The organism is Acidovorax sp. CCYZU-2555 (assembly GCF_018413525.1).
Taxonomy (GTDB): domain Bacteria; phylum Pseudomonadota; class Gammaproteobacteria; order Burkholderiales; family Burkholderiaceae_C; genus Comamonas.
This window is the reverse complement of the sequence record NZ_JAHCDD010000007.1, coordinates 68,755-89,748: the sequence shown is the minus strand read 5'-3', so window position 1 is coordinate 89,748 and position 20,994 is coordinate 68,755. Positions and strand designations below refer to the sequence as shown.

The 20,994-nt window shown below is 64.4% G+C and carries 22 protein-coding genes; 12 read left to right on the top strand and 10 right to left on the bottom strand.

Annotated features, from left to right (window positions below; genetic code table 11):
- Positions 1-61: 61 nt before the first annotated feature.
- Positions 62-748, bottom strand: coding sequence for a YceH family protein (locus KHY18_RS04080; protein WP_213294580.1), 687 nt, complete (start codon positions 746-748; stop codon positions 62-64).
- A 20-nt stretch (positions 749-768) separates the two neighbouring features.
- On the opposite strand from KHY18_RS04080, the gene purN reads away from it, so the two are divergent.
- Positions 769-1,353: a phosphoribosylglycinamide formyltransferase gene (gene purN, locus KHY18_RS04075; protein ID WP_213294578.1), complete on the top strand. Its 585-nt coding sequence runs from the start codon at positions 769-771 to the stop codon at positions 1,351-1,353.
- A 296-nt stretch (positions 1,354-1,649) separates the two neighbouring features.
- On the opposite strand, the gene KHY18_RS04070 is transcribed toward purN, so the two are convergent.
- The gene (locus KHY18_RS04070; RefSeq protein ID WP_213294576.1) at positions 1,650-1,937 is read right to left on the bottom strand and encodes a DUF1653 domain-containing protein; all 288 of its coding nucleotides are present in this window, start codon (positions 1,935-1,937) and stop codon (positions 1,650-1,652) included.
- A gap of 109 nt (positions 1,938-2,046) precedes the next feature.
- Here KHY18_RS04070 and KHY18_RS04065 point away from each other — a divergent pair, with 109 nt between their 5' ends.
- Both KHY18_RS04065 and KHY18_RS04060 read left to right on the top strand, forming a co-directional pair.
- Positions 2,047-3,318 carry an RsmB/NOP family class I SAM-dependent RNA methyltransferase gene (locus KHY18_RS04065; protein ID WP_213294575.1) on the top strand — a complete coding sequence of 424 codons (1,272 nt, stop codon included), beginning with the start codon at positions 2,047-2,049 and terminating at the stop codon, positions 3,316-3,318.
- A gap of 116 nt (positions 3,319-3,434) precedes the next feature.
- The gene (locus KHY18_RS04060; protein WP_213294574.1) at positions 3,435-4,649 is read left to right on the top strand and encodes a DesA family fatty acid desaturase; all 1,215 of its coding nucleotides are present in this window, start codon (positions 3,435-3,437) and stop codon (positions 4,647-4,649) included.
- 4 nt (positions 4,650-4,653) lie between these two features.
- Here the strand turns inward: KHY18_RS04060 and KHY18_RS04055 are convergent, their stop codons facing one another.
- From KHY18_RS04055 to trxB, 4 genes are all read right to left on the bottom strand, one after another.
- Positions 4,654-5,829 (bottom strand): S8 family peptidase, encoded by a 1,176-nt coding sequence (locus KHY18_RS04055; protein WP_249728897.1) that lies wholly within the window; start codon positions 5,827-5,829, stop codon positions 4,654-4,656.
- 227 nt (positions 5,830-6,056) lie between these two features.
- Positions 6,057-6,227: a 50S ribosomal protein L33 gene (gene rpmG, locus KHY18_RS04050; protein ID WP_008904999.1), complete on the bottom strand. Its 171-nt coding sequence runs from the start codon at positions 6,225-6,227 to the stop codon at positions 6,057-6,059.
- A 20-nt stretch (positions 6,228-6,247) separates the two neighbouring features.
- Complete coding sequence (gene rpmB, locus KHY18_RS04045) at positions 6,248-6,481, bottom strand: 50S ribosomal protein L28 (RefSeq protein ID WP_159910637.1); 234 nt, start codon at positions 6,479-6,481, stop codon at positions 6,248-6,250.
- Positions 6,482-6,679: 198 nt separating this feature from the next.
- Complete coding sequence (trxB, locus tag KHY18_RS04040) at positions 6,680-7,630, bottom strand: thioredoxin-disulfide reductase (RefSeq protein ID WP_213294571.1); 951 nt, start codon at positions 7,628-7,630, stop codon at positions 6,680-6,682.
- Positions 7,631-7,861: 231 nt separating this feature from the next.
- On the opposite strand from trxB, the gene KHY18_RS04035 reads away from it, so the two are divergent.
- Both KHY18_RS04035 and lolA read left to right on the top strand, forming a co-directional pair.
- Positions 7,862-10,186 carry a DNA translocase FtsK gene (locus KHY18_RS04035; RefSeq protein WP_213294568.1) on the top strand — a complete coding sequence of 775 codons (2,325 nt, stop codon included), beginning with the start codon at positions 7,862-7,864 and terminating at the stop codon, positions 10,184-10,186.
- 27 nt (positions 10,187-10,213) lie between these two features.
- Positions 10,214-10,846 carry an outer membrane lipoprotein periplasmic chaperone LolA gene (gene lolA / locus KHY18_RS04030; RefSeq protein ID WP_213294565.1) on the top strand — a complete coding sequence of 211 codons (633 nt, stop codon included), beginning with the start codon at positions 10,214-10,216 and terminating at the stop codon, positions 10,844-10,846.
- Here lolA and brnQ read toward each other — a convergent pair whose 3' ends face one another.
- Entirely contained in the window at positions 10,847-12,160 is a 1,314-nt protein-coding gene (brnQ, locus tag KHY18_RS04025) for a branched-chain amino acid transport system II carrier protein (protein ID WP_213294564.1), read from the bottom strand.
- 291 nt (positions 12,161-12,451) lie between these two features.
- On the opposite strand from brnQ, the gene KHY18_RS04020 reads away from it, so the two are divergent.
- On the top strand, positions 12,452-13,756 hold the full coding sequence (locus KHY18_RS04020; protein WP_213294563.1) for a replication-associated recombination protein A: 1,305 nt from the start codon (positions 12,452-12,454) through the stop codon (positions 13,754-13,756).
- Between the two features lie 3 nt (positions 13,757-13,759).
- On the opposite strand, the gene KHY18_RS04015 is transcribed toward KHY18_RS04020, so the two are convergent.
- Complete coding sequence (locus KHY18_RS04015; RefSeq protein WP_213294562.1) at positions 13,760-14,527, bottom strand: sulfite exporter TauE/SafE family protein; 768 nt, start codon at positions 14,525-14,527, stop codon at positions 13,760-13,762.
- Positions 14,528-14,621: 94 nt separating this feature from the next.
- On the opposite strand from KHY18_RS04015, the gene KHY18_RS04010 reads away from it, so the two are divergent.
- From KHY18_RS04010 to KHY18_RS04000, 3 genes are all read left to right on the top strand, one after another.
- Positions 14,622-15,638 carry a LysR family transcriptional regulator gene (locus tag KHY18_RS04010; RefSeq protein ID WP_213294561.1) on the top strand — a complete coding sequence of 339 codons (1,017 nt, stop codon included), beginning with the start codon at positions 14,622-14,624 and terminating at the stop codon, positions 15,636-15,638.
- 470 nt (positions 15,639-16,108) lie between these two features.
- On the top strand, positions 16,109-16,756 hold the full coding sequence (locus KHY18_RS04005; RefSeq protein ID WP_213294560.1) for a DUF47 domain-containing protein: 648 nt from the start codon (positions 16,109-16,111) through the stop codon (positions 16,754-16,756).
- 22 nt (positions 16,757-16,778) lie between these two features.
- Entirely contained in the window at positions 16,779-17,789 is a 1,011-nt protein-coding gene (locus tag KHY18_RS04000) for an inorganic phosphate transporter (protein WP_213294559.1), read from the top strand.
- A 57-nt stretch (positions 17,790-17,846) separates the two neighbouring features.
- Here KHY18_RS04000 and KHY18_RS03995 read toward each other — a convergent pair whose 3' ends face one another.
- Complete coding sequence (locus KHY18_RS03995; RefSeq protein ID WP_213294557.1) at positions 17,847-18,302, bottom strand: hypothetical protein; 456 nt, start codon at positions 18,300-18,302, stop codon at positions 17,847-17,849.
- A gap of 32 nt (positions 18,303-18,334) precedes the next feature.
- Positions 18,335-18,868: a GNAT family N-acetyltransferase gene (locus tag KHY18_RS03990; protein WP_213294554.1), complete on the bottom strand. Its 534-nt coding sequence runs from the start codon at positions 18,866-18,868 to the stop codon at positions 18,335-18,337.
- Between the two features lie 124 nt (positions 18,869-18,992).
- Here KHY18_RS03990 and rpsP point away from each other — a divergent pair, with 124 nt between their 5' ends.
- The 3 genes from rpsP (at position 18,993) to trmD (ending at position 20,881) form a co-directional block, all read left to right on the top strand.
- Positions 18,993-19,244, top strand: coding sequence for a 30S ribosomal protein S16 (gene rpsP, locus KHY18_RS03985; RefSeq protein ID WP_159910627.1), 252 nt, complete (start codon positions 18,993-18,995; stop codon positions 19,242-19,244).
- Between the two features lie 248 nt (positions 19,245-19,492).
- Positions 19,493-20,062 (top strand): ribosome maturation factor RimM, encoded by a 570-nt coding sequence (gene rimM, locus KHY18_RS03980; protein WP_213294551.1) that lies wholly within the window; start codon positions 19,493-19,495, stop codon positions 20,060-20,062.
- A gap of 51 nt (positions 20,063-20,113) precedes the next feature.
- Positions 20,114-20,881, top strand: a complete 768-nt coding sequence (gene trmD, locus KHY18_RS03975) for a tRNA (guanosine(37)-N1)-methyltransferase TrmD (RefSeq protein WP_213294548.1) — start codon at positions 20,114-20,116, stop codon at positions 20,879-20,881.
- The last annotated feature ends 113 nt before the right edge of the window (positions 20,882-20,994 follow it).

Sequence of the window (20,994 nt, the reverse complement as noted above, 5' to 3'; positions counted from 1 at the left end):
GGTGCCCGGCGCCCGGTGCGTCAGCGCCGGGCGCCGTTGCGCCGGGCTTGCCCGAGGATGCTCAATCCTGCGTCGGTGCGGAAGTCGGCTCCACGCCCAACTGCTGGCACAGCGCATGCAGCTGGGCTTCGAGCTGCTCCACGCGCGCTTCGAGCGCGGCGATGCGCTGCTCGGCGCCGCTGCTGGCCGCGGCACGCGCGGCGGGCGCCGCGGGCAGGGCCGACAGATCGATGGGGCCGCCCAGCAGCGTCGCCCAGCGCGGTTCGCGCGCGCCCGGCGCACGCGGCAGCAGCACCACCAGCGGGCCGCCTTTTTCCTCGCTGCGTTCCTGCAGTTCGTCGAGGAAAGCTTCGACCGAAGAGATATCGGCAAAGCGGTGCCAGCGCTCGGCGTTCAGGCGCAGCTCGGCCGCGGTCTGCGGGCCGCGCAGCAGCAGCAGCGACAGCAGCACCGCCGACTGCTCGGGAACGCCCACGCCGCGCGGAAAGTTGTGCTCCCAGCGCTGGGTGCGGTTGCCGCTCACGGGCGTGACCAGGCTCTGGCGCAGCAGATCGTCGAGCGCCTGCTGTACGTCGCCTTCATCGAGTTCCATCACGGGGTCGCGGCTGCTCTTCTGGTTGCAGCCGTTGAGCAGGGCATTGACCGACAGTGGATAGCTGTCCGGCACCGTGCGGGCTTTTTCCATCAGCGTGGCAAGCACGCGCGCCTGGACGGGATTCAACGGGGTGGAGCGTGGGTCAAAGGGCATGGATGAGACAATCGGTGGCAATGAAAAACATCGTGATTTTGATCTCTGGCGGCGGCTCCAACATGGCAGCCATCGTGCAGGCCGCCCGGCAACAGGACTGGGCCCAGACCTTGAACGCGCGCGTCGCCGCGGTCATCAGCAACAAGGCCGACGCCAAGGGCCTGGATTTTGCGCGTCAACATGGTATCTCCACCGACGTGCTCGACCACAAGACCTTTGCCAGCCGCGAAGCGTTCGACGCGCGTCTGAGCGAAGTCATAGACCAGTACCAGCCCGCGCTGGTGGTGCTGGCCGGGTTCATGCGCATTCTGACGCCAGGCTTCGTGAGCCATTATGCGGGCCGGCTGGTCAATATCCACCCTTCGCTGCTGCCGGCCTTTACGGGTTTGCACACGCACCAGCGCGCGATCGATGCGGGCTGCAAGTTCGCGGGCGCGACGGTGCATGAAGTGACGGCCGAACTCGACGTGGGCCCGATTCTGGAGCAGGCCGTGGTGCCGGTGCTGGAAGGCGACACCGCGCAGACGCTGGCCGCGCGCGTGCTGGTGCAGGAACACGCGATTTACCCGCTCGCGGTAGCGCACTGGCTCAAGAAGCAGGCTTGATAAGCTGCTCTTTCAGGCAAGCTCACCAAGAACGGGTTTTACCGTTCGCGCTCTTCGTTTTTCGCCCCTACCCCCCGTTCGCCCTGAGCTTGTCGAAGGGTGAACGGCCTGCGCTCCAGGCATGAGGACGGGTCGTTCATGGTTCGACAAGCTCACCACGAACGGTTCACAGTTTTGCCGCCGCTTCCCCTAATTGACCATCTTCTAAGTCATTGATTTAGTTGAAAAACTGTTTCTTGAGAGCCTGCCTCGCCGGCCGCGTCGAAGGATGAACGGCCTGCGCTCAAGTCAGGCCGTCATGCCCGCGCAGCGCTCTCGGCTTCAGGCGAGTAGTCGCCCAGTCGCGTGAACCGCAGCTGGCGCTGACCGTCGATTTCCACGCTTTCGCCGAACATGGCCGCGGGCCTTACCCAGAGGCCGCGCGCGCCGTAGAGCGCGCGGTACAGCGTCATGGCTTCCAGCGTTTCGCTGTGGCGCACCATGTCGATCACTTCGTAGAGCCCGCCCTTGTAGTGGCGGTAGAGGCCTGGCGGCGTGGCGTGCAGGGGTGGCAGATCGTGGTCGGTGGCTTCGGTGGCGGACATGTGAAAAACAGATGAAATTCGAGGAAAACAGCGCAATCTAGCCTGTTTACGGGTGCGCGCAGTGGCCAGCGCAGGCAGGGGGAACTCCGCAAATGGGACAATCGGCCCCATGCATCCCAACGCCCTCCTTGATGCTTGCTCCGAACTGGTCAAGCGCACCCTGACATTTGAACACCCGGCCGATGCCGTGGTGTCCCGCTTTTTCCGTGAAAACCGTGGACTGGGCCAGCGCGAGCGCGCCGCCCTGGCCGAAACGGCTTACACCGTGCTGCGCAAGAAACTGTTGTTCGAAAGCCTTGCGCGTTCGGGCAGCGGTCCGCGCGAGCGCCGTCTGGCCATTTTGGGCTATCACGGCCCGCGCGACTTCCTCAAGGCCGCGCTCAACGACCAGGAACTGGCCTGGCTGGCCCAGTGCGATGCGGTCAAGCCCGAAGAGCTGATGGAGTCCCACCGCCACAACATGCCGGCCTGGCTGGTCGAGCCGCTCAAGGCCCAATTGGGCGACGGCTTCTGGCCGCTGGCGCAAAGCATGGAAGAGGGTGCTCCGCTCGACCTGCGCGTCAACGCCTTGAAAGACAAGCGCGCCGATGTGCAAAAAGAGCTGCTCAAGGCCGGCATCCGCTCCGTGCCCACGCCGTTCTCGCCCTGGGGCCTGCGTGTCGAAGGCAAGCCGGCGCTGACCCGCTACGACGTGTTCATGCGCGGTGCCATCGAAGTGCAGGATGAAGGCTCGCAGCTGCTGGCCCTGCTGCTAGACGCCAAGCGCGGCGAGATGGTGGTCGACTTCTGCGCGGGCGCGGGCGGCAAGACGCTGGCGCTGGGCGCGAGCATGCGCAGCACCGGCCGTCTGTACGCGTTCGATGTCTCCGGTCACCGCCTCGAAGCGCTCAAGCCGCGCCTGGCGCGCAGCGGGCTGTCGAACGTGCACCCCGCGGCCATCGCCCATGAGCGCGACGAGCGCGTCAAGCGCCTGTCGGGCAAGATCGACCGCGTGCTGGTCGATGCGCCTTGCTCGGGCCTGGGCACGCTGCGCCGCAACCCCGATCTCAAGTGGCGCCAGTCCGAAGAGGCGATTGCCGAGCTGACCGTCAAGCAGACGTCCATTCTCGACAGTGCCGCGCGCCTGGTGAAGTCGGGCGGACGCCTGGTCTACGCGACCTGCTCCATCCTGCCCGAGGAAAACGAAGCGATTGCCGAAGCGTTCAGCGCGGCCCATCCCGACTTCGTTCCGGTCGACGCCGCCGAACTGCTGGAACAGCTCAAGGTGGCTGCATCGGCCAGCCTGTGCAGCGGCGGTGAGACGGGCGGGCGCTACCTGCGCATGTGGCCGCATCTGCACCAGACCGACGGCTTCTTCGCCGCCGTCTGGGTGCGCAAGTAGCCACCTGTTGCCAATTACCTGTAAGTGCAGGTAATTGGCTGACATCCTGCAAGGGCCTGGCCCTAAAATGAAACACCGCTTTTTCAGGCGGTGTTGCTTTTTGGAAGGGGCAGGCTATGTGGAATGATGCTGGTGCGCTATTGCTCGACTGGCTGGGCCATGGGCTGCTGCGGCTTTCCTGGTGGCAACTGGTGCTGGTCGCGCTGGCCACCACCCACCTGACCATCGTCGCGGTCACGGTGTTCCTGCACCGCTGTCAGACCCACCGCGCGCTCGAACTCGGCCCCATTCCCTCCCACGTGTTCCGCTTCTGGCTGTGGCTGTCCACAGGCATGGTCACGCGCGAATGGGTGGCGGTGCACCGCAAGCACCATGCCAAATGTGAAACGCCCGACGATCCGCACAGCCCGCAGCAGCGCGGCCTGCGCGCCGTGCTGTGGCGCGGCGCCGAGCTCTACCGCACCGAGACGGACAATGCGCAGACGCTGCGCACCTATGGCCAGGGCACGCCCGACGATTGGCTGGAGCGCCGCGTCTACGGCCGATTTCCGGGCCTGGGCATCACGCTGCTGCTGGTGCTCTACCTGCTGCTGTTCGGTTTCGCGGGCCTGGCGCTGTGGGCCGTGCAGATGGCCTGGATTCCATTCTGGGCCGCGGGCGTGGTCAACGGCATTGGCCATTACTGGGGCTATCGCAATTTCGAGGTCAAGGACGCGAGCCGCAATATCTCGCCCTGGGGCCTGCTGATAGGCGGCGAAGAGCTGCACAACAACCACCACACCTATCCGACCGCGGCCAAGTTCTCGGTCAAGCGCCATGAGTTCGATATCGGCTGGGTCTACATCCGGCTGCTGCAGCGCCTGGGCTGGGCGCGCGTCAAGAAGCTGGCGCCGCGCTGGCAGGAAGGCGAGCTGCGCGCCGAAGCCGACGAAGCCACGCTCGAAGCCTTGATTGCCCACCGCTACGAAGCCATGGCGCGCTATGCCCGCGGTCTGCGCGCGGCCTGCGCCGCGGAAGTCGAAGGCCTCAAGGCGCGGAGCGCGGGCCGTGATGAAGTCTCACTGCTCAAGTCCGTGCGGCGTTCGCTGGTGCGCGACCAGGAGCGGCTGCCGCAGCGCGCGCGCGCGCAGATTGACCAGGTGCGCGCCGCGCATCCGGTGATAGACCAGATGCTCACCATGCGCGAAGAGTTGCGCCAGCTGTGGCTCAACACTTCGCATACGCGCGAGCAGCTCACGGCCGACCTGCGTGCCTGGTGCCGCAAGGCCGAGGCCAGCAATATCCGCGTGCTGCAGGAGTTTTCGGTCGCGCTGCGCGCCGTGCGCGTGTAGTTTCTCAGGGCGCGGTCACCAGGCCCTGGCCTATGTCGGCTTCATCCGTGTTGGCGACAAACACGTTCTTGCGCGCATTCGATACCAGCCGCGCGGCCACGTTGCGCGCCGTGGGCTTGATGTCGGCCTGCTGCAGGAATTGCCACCACAGCGCTGCGACGCCGGCCACGTGCGGGCAGGCCATGCTCGTGCCGCTGACGGTGCGCAGGCCGCCGCCGGGCCAGGCCGACGTGATGTCGACGCCGGGTGCCGACAGCCGCGCCTGGATGTTGGAGAAGTCGGCGACGACGAACTTGCCGTCGGTGCGGCCCACGGCGGCGACCGAAATCACGTCCTCGGCGGCGGCCGGCAACGACGTCGCGATGCGGTAGTCGCGCTTGAGTTCGCGCCGGCTTTCGTTGCCGGCCGCAGCGACGACCAGCGGCGCGACGCCGAACGCGGCCTGGGCCTTGAGCACGGCCATGATGGCGTCGAACATGCGCAGGTTGCCGCCATAGGCTTCGAGCGCCGTGGATGTGGCCAGGTCCAGCGGCCAGCCTTCGGCCGTGAGGCGCGAGACCATTCCCGGGAAGTCAAAGCCCAGCGACATCGAAATGATGTCGGCCTGCTGCTCCATCGCCCAGGTCAGCGCATGGAACACCATTTCTGATTGGCCCGCGCCGTCATCGCCCAGCACCTTGCCGATCAGCGCGCGCTCTATGCCGCGCGCAATGCCCACGCGCTGGTGGCCGTCGTTGCGGCCGAAGATGGTGCCCGCGCAATGCGTGCCATGGCCGTTGCGGTCGCCGTTGCCGTGGTCGCTGAAGTCTTTTTCGATCAGCGTCATGCCGGCGAATGCGGGATGGTCGCGGTCTATGCCCGTGTCGAGCACGGCGACGCTCACGCCGGCGCCGTTGTAGCGGCTCTTGTCGGCGCGCACGGCCTTGATGCCCCAGTTGCTGGCCAGGGGGGTGTGCAATGCAGCGGGCTTGGATTCGACGGGGCTGATCAAGCGCGTGGGCATGGTCGGCACGACCAACTGAACCTGGGGATCGGTCTTGAGCTCGCTGACCGCATGCTCGGGCAACTGCTCGGTCGAGACCGCAGGCATGGCGCTTTCCAGCGACAGCACGCCGGTATCGAGTTCACGTTTGCTGATGCGCCGCTGATAGATGTACTTCAGGATGATGTAGCGTTTCATGTGCGCTCCACGGGCTGCATCAGCCGAATGAACCCCATTCACAGCTGTGTCGGCTCCCGAAAGATAGTGTGCACTCACTTGGATGGGGCCGCAAGGATGCGCTCAGGCGCCACGGCGGCGTGTGGCGGCCGCAGCGTGGCGGCGCGCCAACGCAAAAAGGACACCGAAGTGTCCTTTTCAAAGAAGCGTGAAGCGTTGTTGCTAAAGCAGCAAGCTTCTGGAAGCGCTTACTTGAGCTTCATTTCCTTATACTCGACATGCTTGCGAGCCTTGGGATCGAACTTCATGATCAACATCTTTTCAGGCATTGTCTTCTTGTTCTTGGTAGTGGTGTAGAAGTGACCGGTACCCGCAGTGGATTCCAGCTTGATCTTGTCGCGTCCGCCTTTAGATGCCATGGTATTTCTCCTTCAGGGAATTAGGCTTGGCCACGGGCACGCAGGTCTGCGAGCACAGCGTCGATGCCGTTCTTGTCGATCAGACGCAGAGCGGCGCTGGAAACGCGCAGGCGCACCCAACGGTTCTCGGTTTCCACCCAGAAACGACGGTACTGCAGGTTAGGCAGGAAACGACGCTTGGTCTTGTTGTTGGCGTGGGAAACATTGTTTCCCACCATGGGCTTCTTGCCCGTTACATCACATACGCGTGCCATGAGGACACTCCGATAGTTTTTTACAGCCATGGTCACCGAGCCCCGCGCGGTTGCGCAAGTCGTGTCCATGGCCTCACCTCGCCAGAATTCGGGTGGCGGTAACCCGTCGCTGAACCTGTGGCAAGCCGGTGCACACCCCCTGTGGGGCATGCTCAAATTCAGCAAAGCCTGCGATTATAGTCGCGTACTCTAAAAACCTTATTCCTGCTCAAGGAAACGCTGGGCGTCGAGCGCAGCCATGCAGCCCGTGCCGGCGCTGGTGATGGCCTGGCGGTAGACATGGTCCTGCACGTCGCCCGCGGCGAACACGCCGGGAACGCTGGTCTGCGTGGCAAAGCCCTTGAGGCCGCCCTGGGTCACGATGTAGCCGTTCTCCATCTCCAGCTGGCCCTGGAAGATATCGGTGTTGGGCGAGTGGCCGATGGCGATGAAGCAGCCTTGCAGCGCGATGTCTTCGGTATGGCCGTCCTGCGTGCTCTTGAGGCGTATGCCGGTCACGCCGGATTGGTCGCCCAGCACTTCGTCGAGCGTGAAGTGGGTCTTGAGCTCGATCTTGCCGGCCTTGACCTTCTCGTGCAGCTTGTCGACCAGGATGGGCTCGGCCTTGAACTTGTCGCGGCGGTGGACCAGCGTGACCTTGCTGGCGATGTTGGACAGATACAACGCTTCTTCGACGGCCGTGTTGCCGCCGCCGACCACGCAGACCGGCTGCTCGCGGTAGAAGAAACCGTCACAGGTCGCGCAGCCCGAAACGCCGCGGCCCATGAATGCCTCTTCGGACGGCAGGCCCAGGTACTTGGCCGAAGCGCCGGTGGCGATGATCAGCGCGTCGCAGGTGTAGGTGCCCGAATCGCCGGTCAGCGTGAACGGGCGCTGGCTGAAGTCGACCTTGTTGATGTGGTCGAAGACGATCTGCGTCTGGAAGCGCTCGGCGTGCTGCTGGAAGCGCTGCATCAGTTCGGGGCCTTGCACGCCCATCACGTCGGCGGGCCAGTTGTCCACGTCGGTGGTGGTCATCAGCTGGCCGCCCTGGGCCATGCCGGTCACGAGCAGCGGCTTGAGGTTCGCACGCGCGGCATAGATGGCGGCGGAATAGCCGGCGGGGCCGGAGCCGAGGATCAGAACTTTGGCGTGTTGCGTAGTGGACATCGTTGCACTCATGGAAAACATGCCGCAGTCGGCATGTGGAGGTTCATCAATAAGACGGATGGTGGAGTATCCCCCGCACCAGAAGTTTGCGCATGCGCAGTCCGTCAATCACCGGGATTGTAAAAAATCATCAAATGCTTGAAATTGGAACGTCTTGTTGCAAGTGTCTGCTTTCGCCGACACCGCAAGCCCTGTGCGCGGGCGGGCGGTGGGGTAAGCTCCCGCTTGCGTATGACTTACACATTGAACGCCCTGAACGGTTCCTCAGGGAAATCATCTACCCGCACCGGACTGGCCCGCTTTGGCCATGAAGTCAGCCTCATCGTGGGGCTGTTGGCGCTGGTGTTTCTGCTGCTGTCGCTGCTGAGCTATTCGCCGCAGGACCCGGCCTGGTCGACCTCGGGCGCGCTCGAAGGCCGCTGGGTGAACAACTGGGTGGGCCGATCGGGCGCCTGGCTCGCCGACACCTGCTATTTCGGCTTTGGCTTCTCTATCTGGTGGCTGGTGCTGGCCTTCGTGACGAACTGGCTCAGCTCGCTGCTGCGCTGGACGCGCGGCGGCGTGCCGCCGGCCGACCCGCTGTGGCTGCGCCGCCTGCGCTTCTGGGGCGGGCTGGCGCTGCTGCTGATGGCCAGCACCTCGCTCGAATGGTCGCGCATGTACCGTTTCGAATCGCTGCTGCCCGGTCACGCGGGCGGCGTCGTGGGCTATGTGTTCGGGCTCAACGCCATGCAATGGCTGGGGTTCACGGGCTCGGGCCTGGCGGGCATCGTGCTGCTGGTGCTGGGCGCCGCGCTGGTGTTCGGCTTTTCCTGGGGCCAGCTCGCCGAGCGCCTGGGCAAGCGCATCTATTCCATGGTCCGCGTGAGCCGCGCCCAGCATGAAAAAGCCAAGGACGTCGCCGTGGGCCGCAAGGCCGCGCGCGCGCGCCAGGTCGATGTGCAGGAAGAGCGCATCGAGAACGTCGAAAGCCATCCGCAGCCGGTACAGATCATCGAGCCGGTCATGGAGGCCGCCGCAGCGCCCAGCGAGCGCGTGATCAAGGAAAAGCAAAAGCCGCTGTTCCAAGAACTGCCCGACACCAAGCTGCCCCAGGTCGACCTGCTCGACGCCGCGCAGCAGCGCCAGGAAACCGTCTCGCCCGATACGCTGGAAATGACCAGCCGCATGATCGAGAAGAAGCTCAAGGACTTCGGCGTCGAAGTGCGCGTGGTCGCGGCCATGCCCGGACCGGTCATCACGCGCTACGAAATCGAGCCCGCGACCGGCGTCAAGGGCTCGCAGGTCGTGGGCCTGGGCAAGGACCTCGCACGCTCGCTGTCGCTGGTGTCGGTGCGCGTGGTCGAAACCATTCCCGGCAAGAACTACATGGCGCTGGAGCTGCCCAACGCCAAGCGCCAGTCGATACGTCTGTCCGAAGTGCTGGGCTCCAAGGTCTACCACGATGCAAAGAGCATGCTGACCATGGGCCTGGGCAAGGACATCGTCGGCAACCCCGTGGTCGCCGATCTCGCCAAGATGCCGCATGTGCTGGTCGCGGGCACCACCGGTTCGGGCAAGTCGGTCGGAATCAACGCCATGATCCTGTCGCTGCTGTACAAGGCCGAAGCGCGCGACGTGCGCCTGCTGATGATCGATCCCAAGATGCTCGAAATGTCGGTCTACGAAGGCATTCCGCATCTGCTGTGCCCCGTGGTCACCGACATGAAACAGGCGGCCAACGGCCTGACCTGGTGCGTGGCCGAAATGGAGCGCCGCTACAAGCTGATGAGCAAGCTGGGCGTGCGCAATCTGGCCGGCTACAACGCCAAGATCGATGAAGCCAAGGCCAAGGAAAGCTTCATCTACAACCCGTTCAGCCTCACGCCTGAGTCGCCCGAACCGCTGGATCGCCTGCCGCACATCGTGATCGTGATCGACGAGCTCGCCGACCTGATGATGGTCGTCGGCAAGAAGATCGAGGAGCTGATCGCGCGCCTGGCGCAGAAGGCGCGCGCCGCGGGCATTCACCTGATCCTTGCGACCCAGCGCCCCAGCGTGGACGTGATCACCGGCCTGATCAAGGCCAACATCCCGACGCGCATCGCCTTCCAGGTCAGCAGCAAGATCGACAGCCGCACCGTGCTCGACCAGATGGGCGCCGAAGCGCTGCTGGGCATGGGCGACATGCTGTACATGGCCAGCGGCACGGGCCTGCCCATTCGCGTGCATGGTGCCTTTGTCAGCGACGAGGAAGTGCATCGCGTCGTCAACTACCTCAAGGAGCAGGGCGAGCCTGACTACATCGAGGGCGTGCTCGAAGGCGGCGTCGCCGATGGCGATGGCGAAATCGGCGGCGACGGGGATGGAAACGGCGAAAAAGACCCCATGTATGACCAAGCTGTCGAAGTGGTCCTCAAGGACCGCAAGGCCAGCATCTCGTACGTGCAGCGCAAGCTGCGCATTGGCTACAACCGCTCGGCGCGCCTGCTCGAAGACATGGAAAAAGCGGGTCTGGTGAGTTCGCTCACGACCAGCGGCCAGCGCGAAGTGCTGGTGCCGGCGCGCAATGAATAGGTGCTTGCGCCATAGGATGGAGAGTGTATGAAGCGATTTTTGACCAGTATCTTGTTCGTGGCCGGTGCCGGTCTGGCCCAGGCCGACGGACTGCAAAGCCTCGAGGCGTTCATGCAGGGCGCGCAGGCGGGCAAGGCCGAGTTCACCCAGACCGTGACGGCACCGGCCAAGGACGGCCAGGCCGCGCGCAGCAAGACGTCGAGCGGTCAGTTCTCGTTCCAGCGTCCGGGGCGCTTCAAGTTCGAATACCGCAAGCCGTTCGAACAGGTGATCGTCGCCGACGGCAAGACGCTGTGGATGTATGACGCCGACCTGAACCAGGTCACGCAGCGCGCCCAGGCCAAGGTGCTCGACGCCACGCCCGCGGCCATCCTGGCCTCGGCGGCCAACGTGCAGGCCTTGCGCGCCGATTTCGATCTCAAGGCCGCGCCCGACCAGGACGGCCTGCAATGGGTGGAGGCGCTGCCCAAGGCCAAGGACGGCCAGCTCAAGAGCGTGCGCGTGGGTTTTGCGGGCGACAAGCTGTCGGCCATCGATATGCTAGACAGCTTCGGCCAGCGCTCGCTGATGCGCTTCACCAATGTGCAGACCAGTGCCAGTCTGCCCGCCGAAACCTTCAAGTTCGTCGCGCCCAAGGGCGCCGACGTGCTCGCGCCCTGATCAGACCGCGCGCTGGCGCACCGGCTGCAGTCTGTCCAGCAGCCCGCAGGCCAGCAGCGTTGCGGCCACGGGCAGCAGCCAGCCCAGGCCCATGGCGCTGCCGGGCAGCAACTGCAGCCATTGCGGTGTCCAGCCGTCGAGGCCTATGGCCTGCACGGCATTGATCAAGCCGAAGACCAGCGCGACCAGCATCACCGGCACGAACACGCGCGGCGCTGACTTCCAGACATCCGACAGCAGGCTCAGGCACACCAGGGCGATCGCCATCGGGTAGATGGCCACCAGCACGGGCACGGCGACCGAGATCAGCTGCTCCAGGCCCTGGTTGGAGAGCAGCAGGCTGACCAGGCTCAGCGCCAGGACCATGCCGCGGTAGGACGATCCCGGAACCAGGGCGCTGAAATAGGTCGCGCAGGCGCTGACCAGGCCCACGCCCGTGGTCAGGCAGGCGAGGATGATCACCGCCGCCAGCAGCAGCAGGCCGGGCAGGCCGAACGTGTGCTGCACATAGGCGGTCAGGATCTGCACGCCGCTGCTGGCCTCGGGCACCATCGAGCCGCTGTGCGCGCCCAGATGCATCAGCGAGATATAGACCAGGCACAGCCCGATGGCGGCGATCACGCCGGCGACGATCGCATAGCGCGTCTGCAGCCGTGCATCGGTCACGCCCGTGTCCTTGATGGCGTTGACGATCACGATGCCGAACACCAGCGCGCCCAATGCATCCATGGTCTGGTAGCCCTGGGTGAAGCCTTCGGCCAGCGCCGCCTGCTGGTAGTCGACCGCGCTGGGCAGCATGCTGCCCGCGGGCAGAAGAAACGCCGCGCCGCCGAGCACGGCCAGCGCCAGGATCAGTACCGGAGTGATCAGCTTGCCCACGGTGTCCATCAGCTTGCCGGGAAACAGCGCGAGCAGCATGACCAGAACGAAGTAGACCGCGGTGTAGCCCAACAAAGCCCCGCCGCCATGACCGACGAACGGCGCCACGCCCATCTCGAACGAGACAGTGGCGGTGCGCGGCGTGGCGAACAGCGGGCCTATGGTCAGATAGACCGCAATGCCCAGCAGCGTGCCGGCCACGCGGCCCAGCGGCGCGGTGATCGCATCCATGCCGCCGCCCACGCGGGCCAGCGCGACCACGGTCAGCAGCGGCAGTCCCACGCCGGTGAGCAGGAAGCCCAGCGCCGCGCTCCACAGGTTTTCACCCGCGGCCAGGCCGACCATGGGCGGGAAGATGATGTTGCCCGCGCCGAGAAACAGCGCAAAGGTCAGGAAGCCAAGCGCAATGAGGTCGCGCGGTTGAAGAGTCTGCATAGAAAGGAGTTCGTGCCGTGGGCCATCTGCTGGCGCAGGAAAAAGGGTTGGATTCTAAGTGGGTGCCCACTGGCCGGTAAGACAAGGGCGGCAATGCCTGTCGGCCAGCCCAGGTTTGCTGGGCCTATTCGTCGCATTGCGCGCCAGCGGCCAGGCAAGCGGCTAAGCTTGGTGACACAGCCTCGCTGCCGCGTTCCATCACTGCCATGCTTATTTTTGTCTACTGTTGTTACTCACCTCCGGCCCGGAGCCTGCGCGCGCGCAGACCGGCCCCCTGCCTGGAGGCCAGCCATGTCTGATCTTTTCGCACAGGACCCCGTCGCGCCGCTGGCCGAAGCCCTCAGGCCCAGGACCCTGGACGACGTCGTCGGTCAGTCGCACCTGTTGGGCGAAGGCAAGCCGCTGCGCCTGGCGTTCCAGTCGGGCAAGCCGCATTCGATGATCTTCTGGGGGCCGCCAGGCGTGGGCAAGACCACGTTGGCGCGGCTCACGGCGACCGCGTTCAAGTGCGAGTTCATCGCGTTGTCGGCGGTGTTCTCCGGCGTCAAGGACATACGCGCCGCGATGGAGCAGGCCCAGCAGAACCTCGCGATGGGCAAGCACACCATCCTGTTCGTCGACGAGATTCACCGCTTCAACAAGTCCCAGCAGGATGCGCTGCTGCCCTATGCCGAAAGCGGCCTGGTGACGTTCATAGGCGCGACCACCGAGAACCCGTCGTTCGAAGTCAACTCGGCCCTGCTGTCGCGTGCCCAGGTCTATGTGCTCAAGTCGCTGACCGACGACGAACTCAAGCTGCTGCTGCAGCGCACGCAGGAAAAGGCGCTGGGCGAGTTGTCATTCGACGACCAGGCGACCGACACCCTCATCGGCTACGCCGACGGCGACGCGCGCCGCTTCCTTAATCTGCTGGAGCAGACCGGTACCGCGGCCAAGACTTCGGGCATCACGCGGATCACGGCCGAGTTTCTCGAGAACGCGCTGACCCTGAACGCGCGGCGCTTCGACAAGGGCGGCGACAACTTCTACGACCAGATCTCGGCGCTGCACAAATCGGTGCGCGGCTCCCACCCCGATGCCGCGCTCTATTGGCTCACGCGCATGCTCGACGGCGGCGCCGACGCGCGCTATCTGTCGCGGCGCATCGTGCGCATGGCCTGGGAGGACATTGGGCTGGCCGATCCGCGCGCCATGCAGATCGCCAACGACGCCGCGCTGACCTACGAGCGCCTGGGCAGCCCCGAAGGCGAACTGGCGCTGGGCCAGGCGGTGATCTATCTGGCGATCGCCGCCAAGAGCAATGCGGGCTACAACGCCTACAACCAGGCCAAGGCCTTCGTGAAGCAGGACAAGAGCCGAGAGGTGCCTGTTCATCTGCGCAATGCGCCGACCAAGCTCATGAAAGAGCTGGGCTACGGCCATGAATACCGCTATGCGCACGATGAGCCCAATGCCTACGCGGCCGGCGAAACCTATCTGCCTGAAGGCATTGCCGAGCCGCGCTGGTACCAGCCCGTGCCGCGCGGCCTCGAAAGCAAGATTGCCGAAAAGCTGACGCTGCTGAGGAAATGGGACGACGAAGCGGGCGGGAAGTAGGCTTCAACCCGGGTCCAGGGTTTTGGCGCCGAGGAAATGGGGCAGGGCTGAGGCCATCAGCGCCATGCCCGAAGTGGTGAGCAGCAGCAATACCATTTGGCGAAACCGCGCTTCGCTCAGTCGCACATAGAGTTTCGCGCCCAGCAGCGTGGGCACCAGCATGGCCGGCGCAACGATGGCGAAAAAGGGCAGCATGTCGCGGGTGACGATTCCGGTCGCGAGATAGGTTCCCATCGTGACCAGCAGCATGGACAGGTTGAAGTTCTGTATCACCGCGCGCTGCGCGTCCTTGTCGAAGCCCCTGAGCGTGCACCACAGCGTGGGCACGGCGCCGGTCATGCCGCCGATTCCGCCCATGACGCCGCCCACCATGCCCGCCATGGCGTCGCCCAGGCGCCCGCCGGCATTCCAGCGGGGCAGCTTGCCCGCAAGCAGCATGCAGGGGCACCAGATGACCAGCAGCGTGCCCAGCAGCAGCTTGAACCAGTGAATGCTCAAGTGCGGAAGAACCGCCACGCCTAACGGAACGCCTGCCAGGCCGCCGAGCACAAACGGCGCCAGCAGCTTCCAGTCAAAGCCGCGTCGCACGCTCAAGGCGGCAATGATCTGGCCGGTCAGCGCGCCGAACACCGTCAGCGCGGCCGCCAGCCGCGGCTCCAGCGTCCAGACCCAGAACGACATCGCCACCATGCCGAAGGCAAAGCCCGACAGTCCCTGCACAAAGCCCGCAACGATCGCTCCCACGGCCGCCCAGACATAGACCTGTTCCATGTTCTCCCCCCTGTTTTGTTCTGATGGAGGTGATTGTCTGGCTGCCTCATAAGTAGATAATTTGTAATTCATATATATCGATATGAGTTTTCTTATGCCGCCACGCATTTCGGATCTGCCCGCCTCGGGTCTGGCCCAGCGCCTCGCCACCCGCCTCAGGATGAAGCACCTGCTGCTGCTGCAGGCGATCCGCGCGCACCGCTCGCTGACCCGGGTGGCCGAGCAGATGGCGACCAGCCAGCCCGCCGTGACCCAGAGCCTGGCGGAGCTCGAAGCGCTGTTTGGCGCGCCGCTGTTCCAGCGCACTTCCCAGGGCATGGTGCCCACGCCTACCGGTGAGCTGGTGCTGTCGCGCTGCGAGACGATGCTGGCCGATCTGCGGCACTGGGCCGACGACATCGAGGCCGTGGGCCAGGGACGGGCCGCGCATCTGCATGTGGGCGTGATTCCTTTCCTGCCGGGCAAACTGCTGGCGGCGGCGATAGCGCGCACCCGCGCCCAAGGTCGCGAAGTCACGGTCACGCTGTATGAAGACACCAGCGATCAGCTGCTGCAGAAGCTGCGCGCGCATGCGCTTGACTGCGTGATCGGCCGCACGTCCGCGGTGCTCGACATGTCGCAGCTGCGCCATGAGATCCTGTATGCGCAGGAACCCCGTCTCATTGCCCACCGCCGTCTGGCCGCGCGGCTGGCGCGGCGCCCGCTCCAATGGAATGAGCTGACGGAACTGGATTGGGTGCTGGGGCCGCGCAGCACGCCCATGCGCGAGCAGATCACCGATTTCTTCTTGCGTGCCGGGGTCAAGCCGCCGCCGCCGTTTGTCGAAAGCCTGTCGGCCAAGGTGATTGGGGAGCTGGTGGCCGCCAATGAACGCGCGGTTTCCATCGTGCCGCTCGACGTGGCCGAGGAACTGGTGCGGATTGCGGGCGTAGCAATGGTCGCGCATCGCTTTGACTGGAGTCTGCCGCCGATCACGCTGTTCCGGCGTGCCTCGGGCGCTGAATATGACGAGGTGAATGTGTTTGCCGCAGCGCTGCGTTCGGTCAGCGCCTCCATGGCAACGGGGACGCCCAACCAGGCGCAGCGCGCAGCGGTTTCCCGTTCGTGCTGAGATTTTCAACGCCAAGCCGGTGGTGGGCTGTTTCGGTTTGCAGCAATTGCATTCGCGAATTGATGCGATTTCGCGCGATTTAACGTGCTTGTTTTCGGTGCTTTTCGGTTGTGCGCAATCTGGCAAAAATCGTGCAGCGACTTATGACATATTTTTGTCTTTTAAGCCGAAATCGGCGCTGAAGCCTGTCACATTCGGGGTGTTCCGCGCGGGCCGGTCGCGATTATTTTCGGCTGTTGGTTTTATGACTAACAGCGCTGCAAGCCGCAGCCCGCCTTGATATCTCGCCCCCGGCACCGAGTGCTCAAGCGTATGCGCAAGCGCTCATTGATCGCAGATGCGTTCGATTACGAGACGATTACATTGCCGGGAGTACACTTCGCCCCGTTGACGCCGGCAAGCCTCCCAGCCGCGCTTTCGTGTGTGCGAGTTCGCCTGCGTGTCCGTCAGAAACCCTGGTAAGGAATCCCATGCTATTTGGCAAACTGCTGCCACGCGAAGGTAATTTTTTCGAAATGTTCAACCAGCACGCCGACCGCATCGTCGAAGCGGCGCATGCGTTCTCGCAGCTGGTGGCGAACTACAACGACCTGCATCTGCGTGAGAAGTACGGACAGGACGTCGACAACGCCGAGCGCGCTGCCGACCGCGTGACGCACGACGTGAACAAGGCCTTGCACAAGACCTTCATCACGCCGCTGGACCGCGAACAGATCCACTCGCTGATCAACACCATGGACGACGTGGCCGACCTGATTCAGGATTCTGCCGAGACCATGGCGCTTTATGACGTACGTCATATGACAGAAGAAATCACGCGCCTGACCGACCTGAGCGTCAAGTGCTGCGAGCGCGTGCGCGACGCCGTCAAGCTGCTCGATCGCATTTCGGACGCCAACACCGCCGAAGCCGCGCTCAAGACCTGCGAGGAAATCGACCGCCTCGAGTCCGACGCCGACCGCGTGATGCGCGCGGCCATGAGCAAGTTGTTCCGCGAAGAGCCCGATGTGCGCGAAGTGATCAAGCTCAAGGCAATCTACGAACTGCTCGAGACCATCACCGACAAGTGTGAGGACGTCGCCAATCACATCGAGGGCATCGTCCTCGAGAATTCCTGATCCGGCGCGGAGTCCTGAAGTAATGGAAACCGTACAAGCCGCCCTCTGGGTCGTGGTCTTGCTGGTGGCGCTGGCCTTGCTGTTCGACTTCATGAACGGCTTTCACGACGCGGCCAACTCGATTGCGACCGTCGTCTCCACCGGCGTGCTCAAGCCGGCGCAGGCCGTTGTCTTCGCCGCATTCTTCAACGTCGTCGCGATCTTCGTGTTCCACCTGAGCGTCGCCGCGACGGTGGGCAAGGGCATCGTGCAGCCGGGCATCGTCGACACCCATGTGGTGTTCGGCGCGCTGGTCGGCGCGATCGCCTGGAACCTGATCACCTGGTACTACGGCATTCCCAGCAGTTCCTCGCATGCGCTGATTGGCGGCATCGTGGGCGCGGTGATCGCCAAGGCGGGCGCGGGCTCGCTGATCGCCAGCGGCATCTGGAAGACCGTGGCCTTCATCTTCGTCTCGCCGCTGCTGGGTTACCTGCTGGGCTCGCTGATGATGGTGCTGGTCGCCTGGATCTGCCGCCGTGCCAGGCCCAACAAGGTCGACAAGTGGTTCCGCCGGCTGCAACTGGTTTCGGCCGGTGCCTATAGCCTGGGCCACGGCGGCAATGACGCGCAAAAGACCATAGGCATCATCTGGCTGCTGCTGATCGCCACGGGCTACACCAGCGTCAATGACGCGGCGCCGCCCACCTGGACCATCATCTCCTGCTACATCGCCATCGGCCTGGGCACGATGTTCGGCGGCTGGCGCATCGTGAAAACCATGGGCCAGAAGATCACCAAGCTCAAGCCCGTCGGCGGCTTCTGCGCCGAAAGCGGCGGCGCGCTGACGCTGTTCATCGCCACGGCGATGGGCGTGCCGGTCTCGACCACGCACACCATCACCGGTGCGATCGTCGGCGTGGGCTCGACCCAGCGCGCCAGCGCCGTGCGCTGGGGCGTGGCCGGCAACATCATCTGGGCCTGGGTGCTGACCATTCCGGCCAGCGCGTTCGTGGCTTCGATCGCCTACTGGGTCAGCCTGCAGATCTTCTGATCTTGCGCTGCATCCAGGCAAAAGCCGTCGCCCCCTGGGGTGGCGGCTTTTTTCATTTCAGCTCTGCGGCTGCGAGATCTTGCGCGCTTCCTCGATCTGGTATTCGAAGTAATGCTGGAAGCTGTAGGCCAGGCTGGCCATGAGCACCGTGGCGCCCATCATCAGCGACAGGCCGATCGCAAACACCGTGCCCCAGTGCGTGCGGCCGGGCTCGGCGTCGGCGCTGTCGGCCGGGTTGAAGCGCGCGTTCCAGGCGTCGGCGGGCGTGAGTCCATACAGAATGGCGCGCAGCGCGCAGCCGGCGATGGTGAAGCCCAGCAGCGGAATCAGCAGCCAGCTGAGCTGGTCGTCCTGGCCCAGTGCCTGCACGCGCTGTATGCCGTAGATGCCCAGCGCCGTGGGCAGCGGCAGCAGCCAGCCGCGCCAGTCGAGCAGGCCGTAAAGGTAGAAACGGTGCAGGCCCAGCGGCCCGCCGATAAAGGCCAACCAGGCGGCCAGGGTCTTGCTTTTCATGCGGCCATTATTCGCATGAATGGCCGCCGCGCCTATCGGGCGACTACCGGGGGCGTGGAGTCGCCTTCGCCCAGCGTCTTTTCCATCAATACGATGTCGAGCCAGCGGTCGAACTTCCAGCCCATGGAGCGCATGACGCCGATTTCGCTGAAGCCGGCCGCGCGGTGCACGCCTATCGAGCCCGCGTTGGCCGAGTCGCCGATCACCGCCAGCAATTTGCGCACGCCCGCGGCCTGGGCCTGGTCGCAAAGCGCCTGCAGCAGCAGCCGGCCCACGCCCTGGCCGCGGGCGGAATCGGCCACATAGATCGAGTCTTCGGCCGAGAAACGGTAGGCGGGACGCGGCTTGAACCAGTTGGCGTAGCTGAAGCCCAGGATCTGGCCGTCTTCGCCTCCGGCCACGATGTAGGGCAGGCCGCGCGAAAGAACGTCGGCGCGGCGTGCGGTCATATCCTGCTCGCTGGGCGGGTCAATTTCGAAAGTGCCCGTGCCGTGCAGTACGTGGTGGCGGTAAATCGCGGTGATTGCGGGGATGTCTGACTCGGTGCTGGCGCGGATATTAGGCATAAAGGAAAGAAGTCGATATAATCGTGAGCTTTGCTGCGTGTCGCTGGCCGGGTGGCCATGTCGCGTGTCTCAACGTGGCAGAAAACATTGCAGCAGATGCTGCAAACCACCCAAAGGATAAATTATGGTCGTCATTCGACTTTCTCGCGGCGGCTCCAAGGCCCGTCCTTTCTACAACATCGTAGTGGCTGACAAGCGCACCCGCCGTGATGGCGCCTTCATCGAGCGTCTGGGTTTCTACAACCCAACCGCACGTGGCGGCGAAGAAGGTCTGCGCATTGCGCAAGACCGTCTGACGTACTGGAAGAGCGTGGGCGCACAATCGTCGCCTACGGTGGACCGCCTGATCAAGCAAGCCTCCAAGGCAGCTGCTTAATCTGACGCTTCCCTAAAGGCGGGTTCCGTGGCTTATGCTTGCGGAACCCGCCTTTTTTTTGCCGCCGGGCCGCCCCAAGGCAAAAAAGCCCCCTTGGGGGGCAGCGCAGCTACGCGTAGCGAGCCAGCGTGGGGGCATTTTTTTGCCGCCGGGCCGCCCCAAGGCAAAAAAGCCCCCTTGGGGGGCAGTGCAGCTACGCGTAGCGAGCCAGCGTGGGGGTATTTTTCATTTCTAATTTTGCTTGAACCATGGCCCTTCTTCCTGTATTCGAACCCGCTCAACTGCCTGCCGACGCCGTAGAGGTCGGCCGCATCGCGGACGCCTGGGGTATCAAGGGCTGGTTCAAGGTGTTGCCTTTCAGTGCCGATGCCGAAGTGCTGCTGTCTGCCAAGCAGTGGTTTCTGCAGCCTTCCGAGCGCGGCGCGCGCACGTTCTCCGGCACCGTGCTGCTGCCGGTCAAGCAGGCGCGCGAGCATTCGGGCTCCATCGTCGCTACGGCTGACATCGTCGCCGACCGCACGGCCGCCGAATCGCTCAAGGGCGTGCGCATTTTTGTCTCGCGCGCCGAGTTTCCCAAGGCGGCCGAAGACGAGTACTACTGGGTCGACCTGCTGGGCCTGGACGTGATCAACCGCGAAGGCCTGGTGCTGGGTCAGGTCAAGGATCTGATGTCGACCGGACCCCAGACCGTGCTGGTGATCGCCTACGAGGAAGATGGGAAAACGCTGGAGCGCATGATTCCCTTCGTGTCGGCCTATGTGGACAAGGTCGAATTGTCGGAGCGCCGCATCACGGTCGACTGGCAGACGGATTATTGATGGCCTGTGTTTCGTTGATGCTGCCCATGCCGAGCAGGAAGGGTCCAAGCCATGCGTTTTGACATCATCACTTTGTTTCCGGAGCTGTTCGCGCCGTTTCTCGCCAGCGGCGTCACGCGCCGTGCATATTCCACGGGCCAGGTCGCGGTGCGGCTGTGGAATCCGCGCGACTATGCGCAGGGCAATTACCGCCGAGTCGACGACCGGCCTTTTGGCGGCGGCCCCGGTATGGTGATGATGGTCGAGCCGCTGCAGGCCTGCCTCGATGCGATTCGCGCCGACCGCGCCGAAGACCCGGCCGAACAGGTGCCGCTGGTGCTGTTCTCGCCGATAGGCAAGAAGCTCGACCACCCGTCGGTGGAGCAGTGGGCGCAGAGCCCGGGCGCGATCCTGCTGTGCGGCCGCTACGAAGGCATTGACCAGCGCTTCATCGACACCCATGTGAATGCGCAGATCAGTCTGGGCGACTTCGTGCTGTCGGGCGGCGAAATCGCGGCCATGGCGCTGCTCGACGCGGTCACGCGGCTGCAGCCCGGCGTGCTCAACGACGAAGGCAGCCACCAGCTCGACAGCTTCAACCCCAGCCTCAACGGTCTGCTCGACTGCCCGCATTACACGCGCCCTGAAGTCTGGCAGGGCCAGGAAGTGCCGGCGGTGCTGATTTCTGGCCACCATGCGCACATCGAGCGCTGGCGCCGAGACCAGAGCCTGGAAATCACGGCGCGCAACCGCCCCGATCTGCTGGCCCAGGCGCGCGAGGGCGGGCATCTGACCCGCAAGGATGAAGCGGTTTTGGCAAAAATAGCAGACGGGCTATAATAGAAGGCTGTCGATCCTCTGCCGGCCGCTGCATTCGAGGAGCCCAAGCGTCAAGTGTTGGGCGAGTAATGCAGCCATACAGTACCAATCCCGGTGCTTGCCAATTGTGGCGC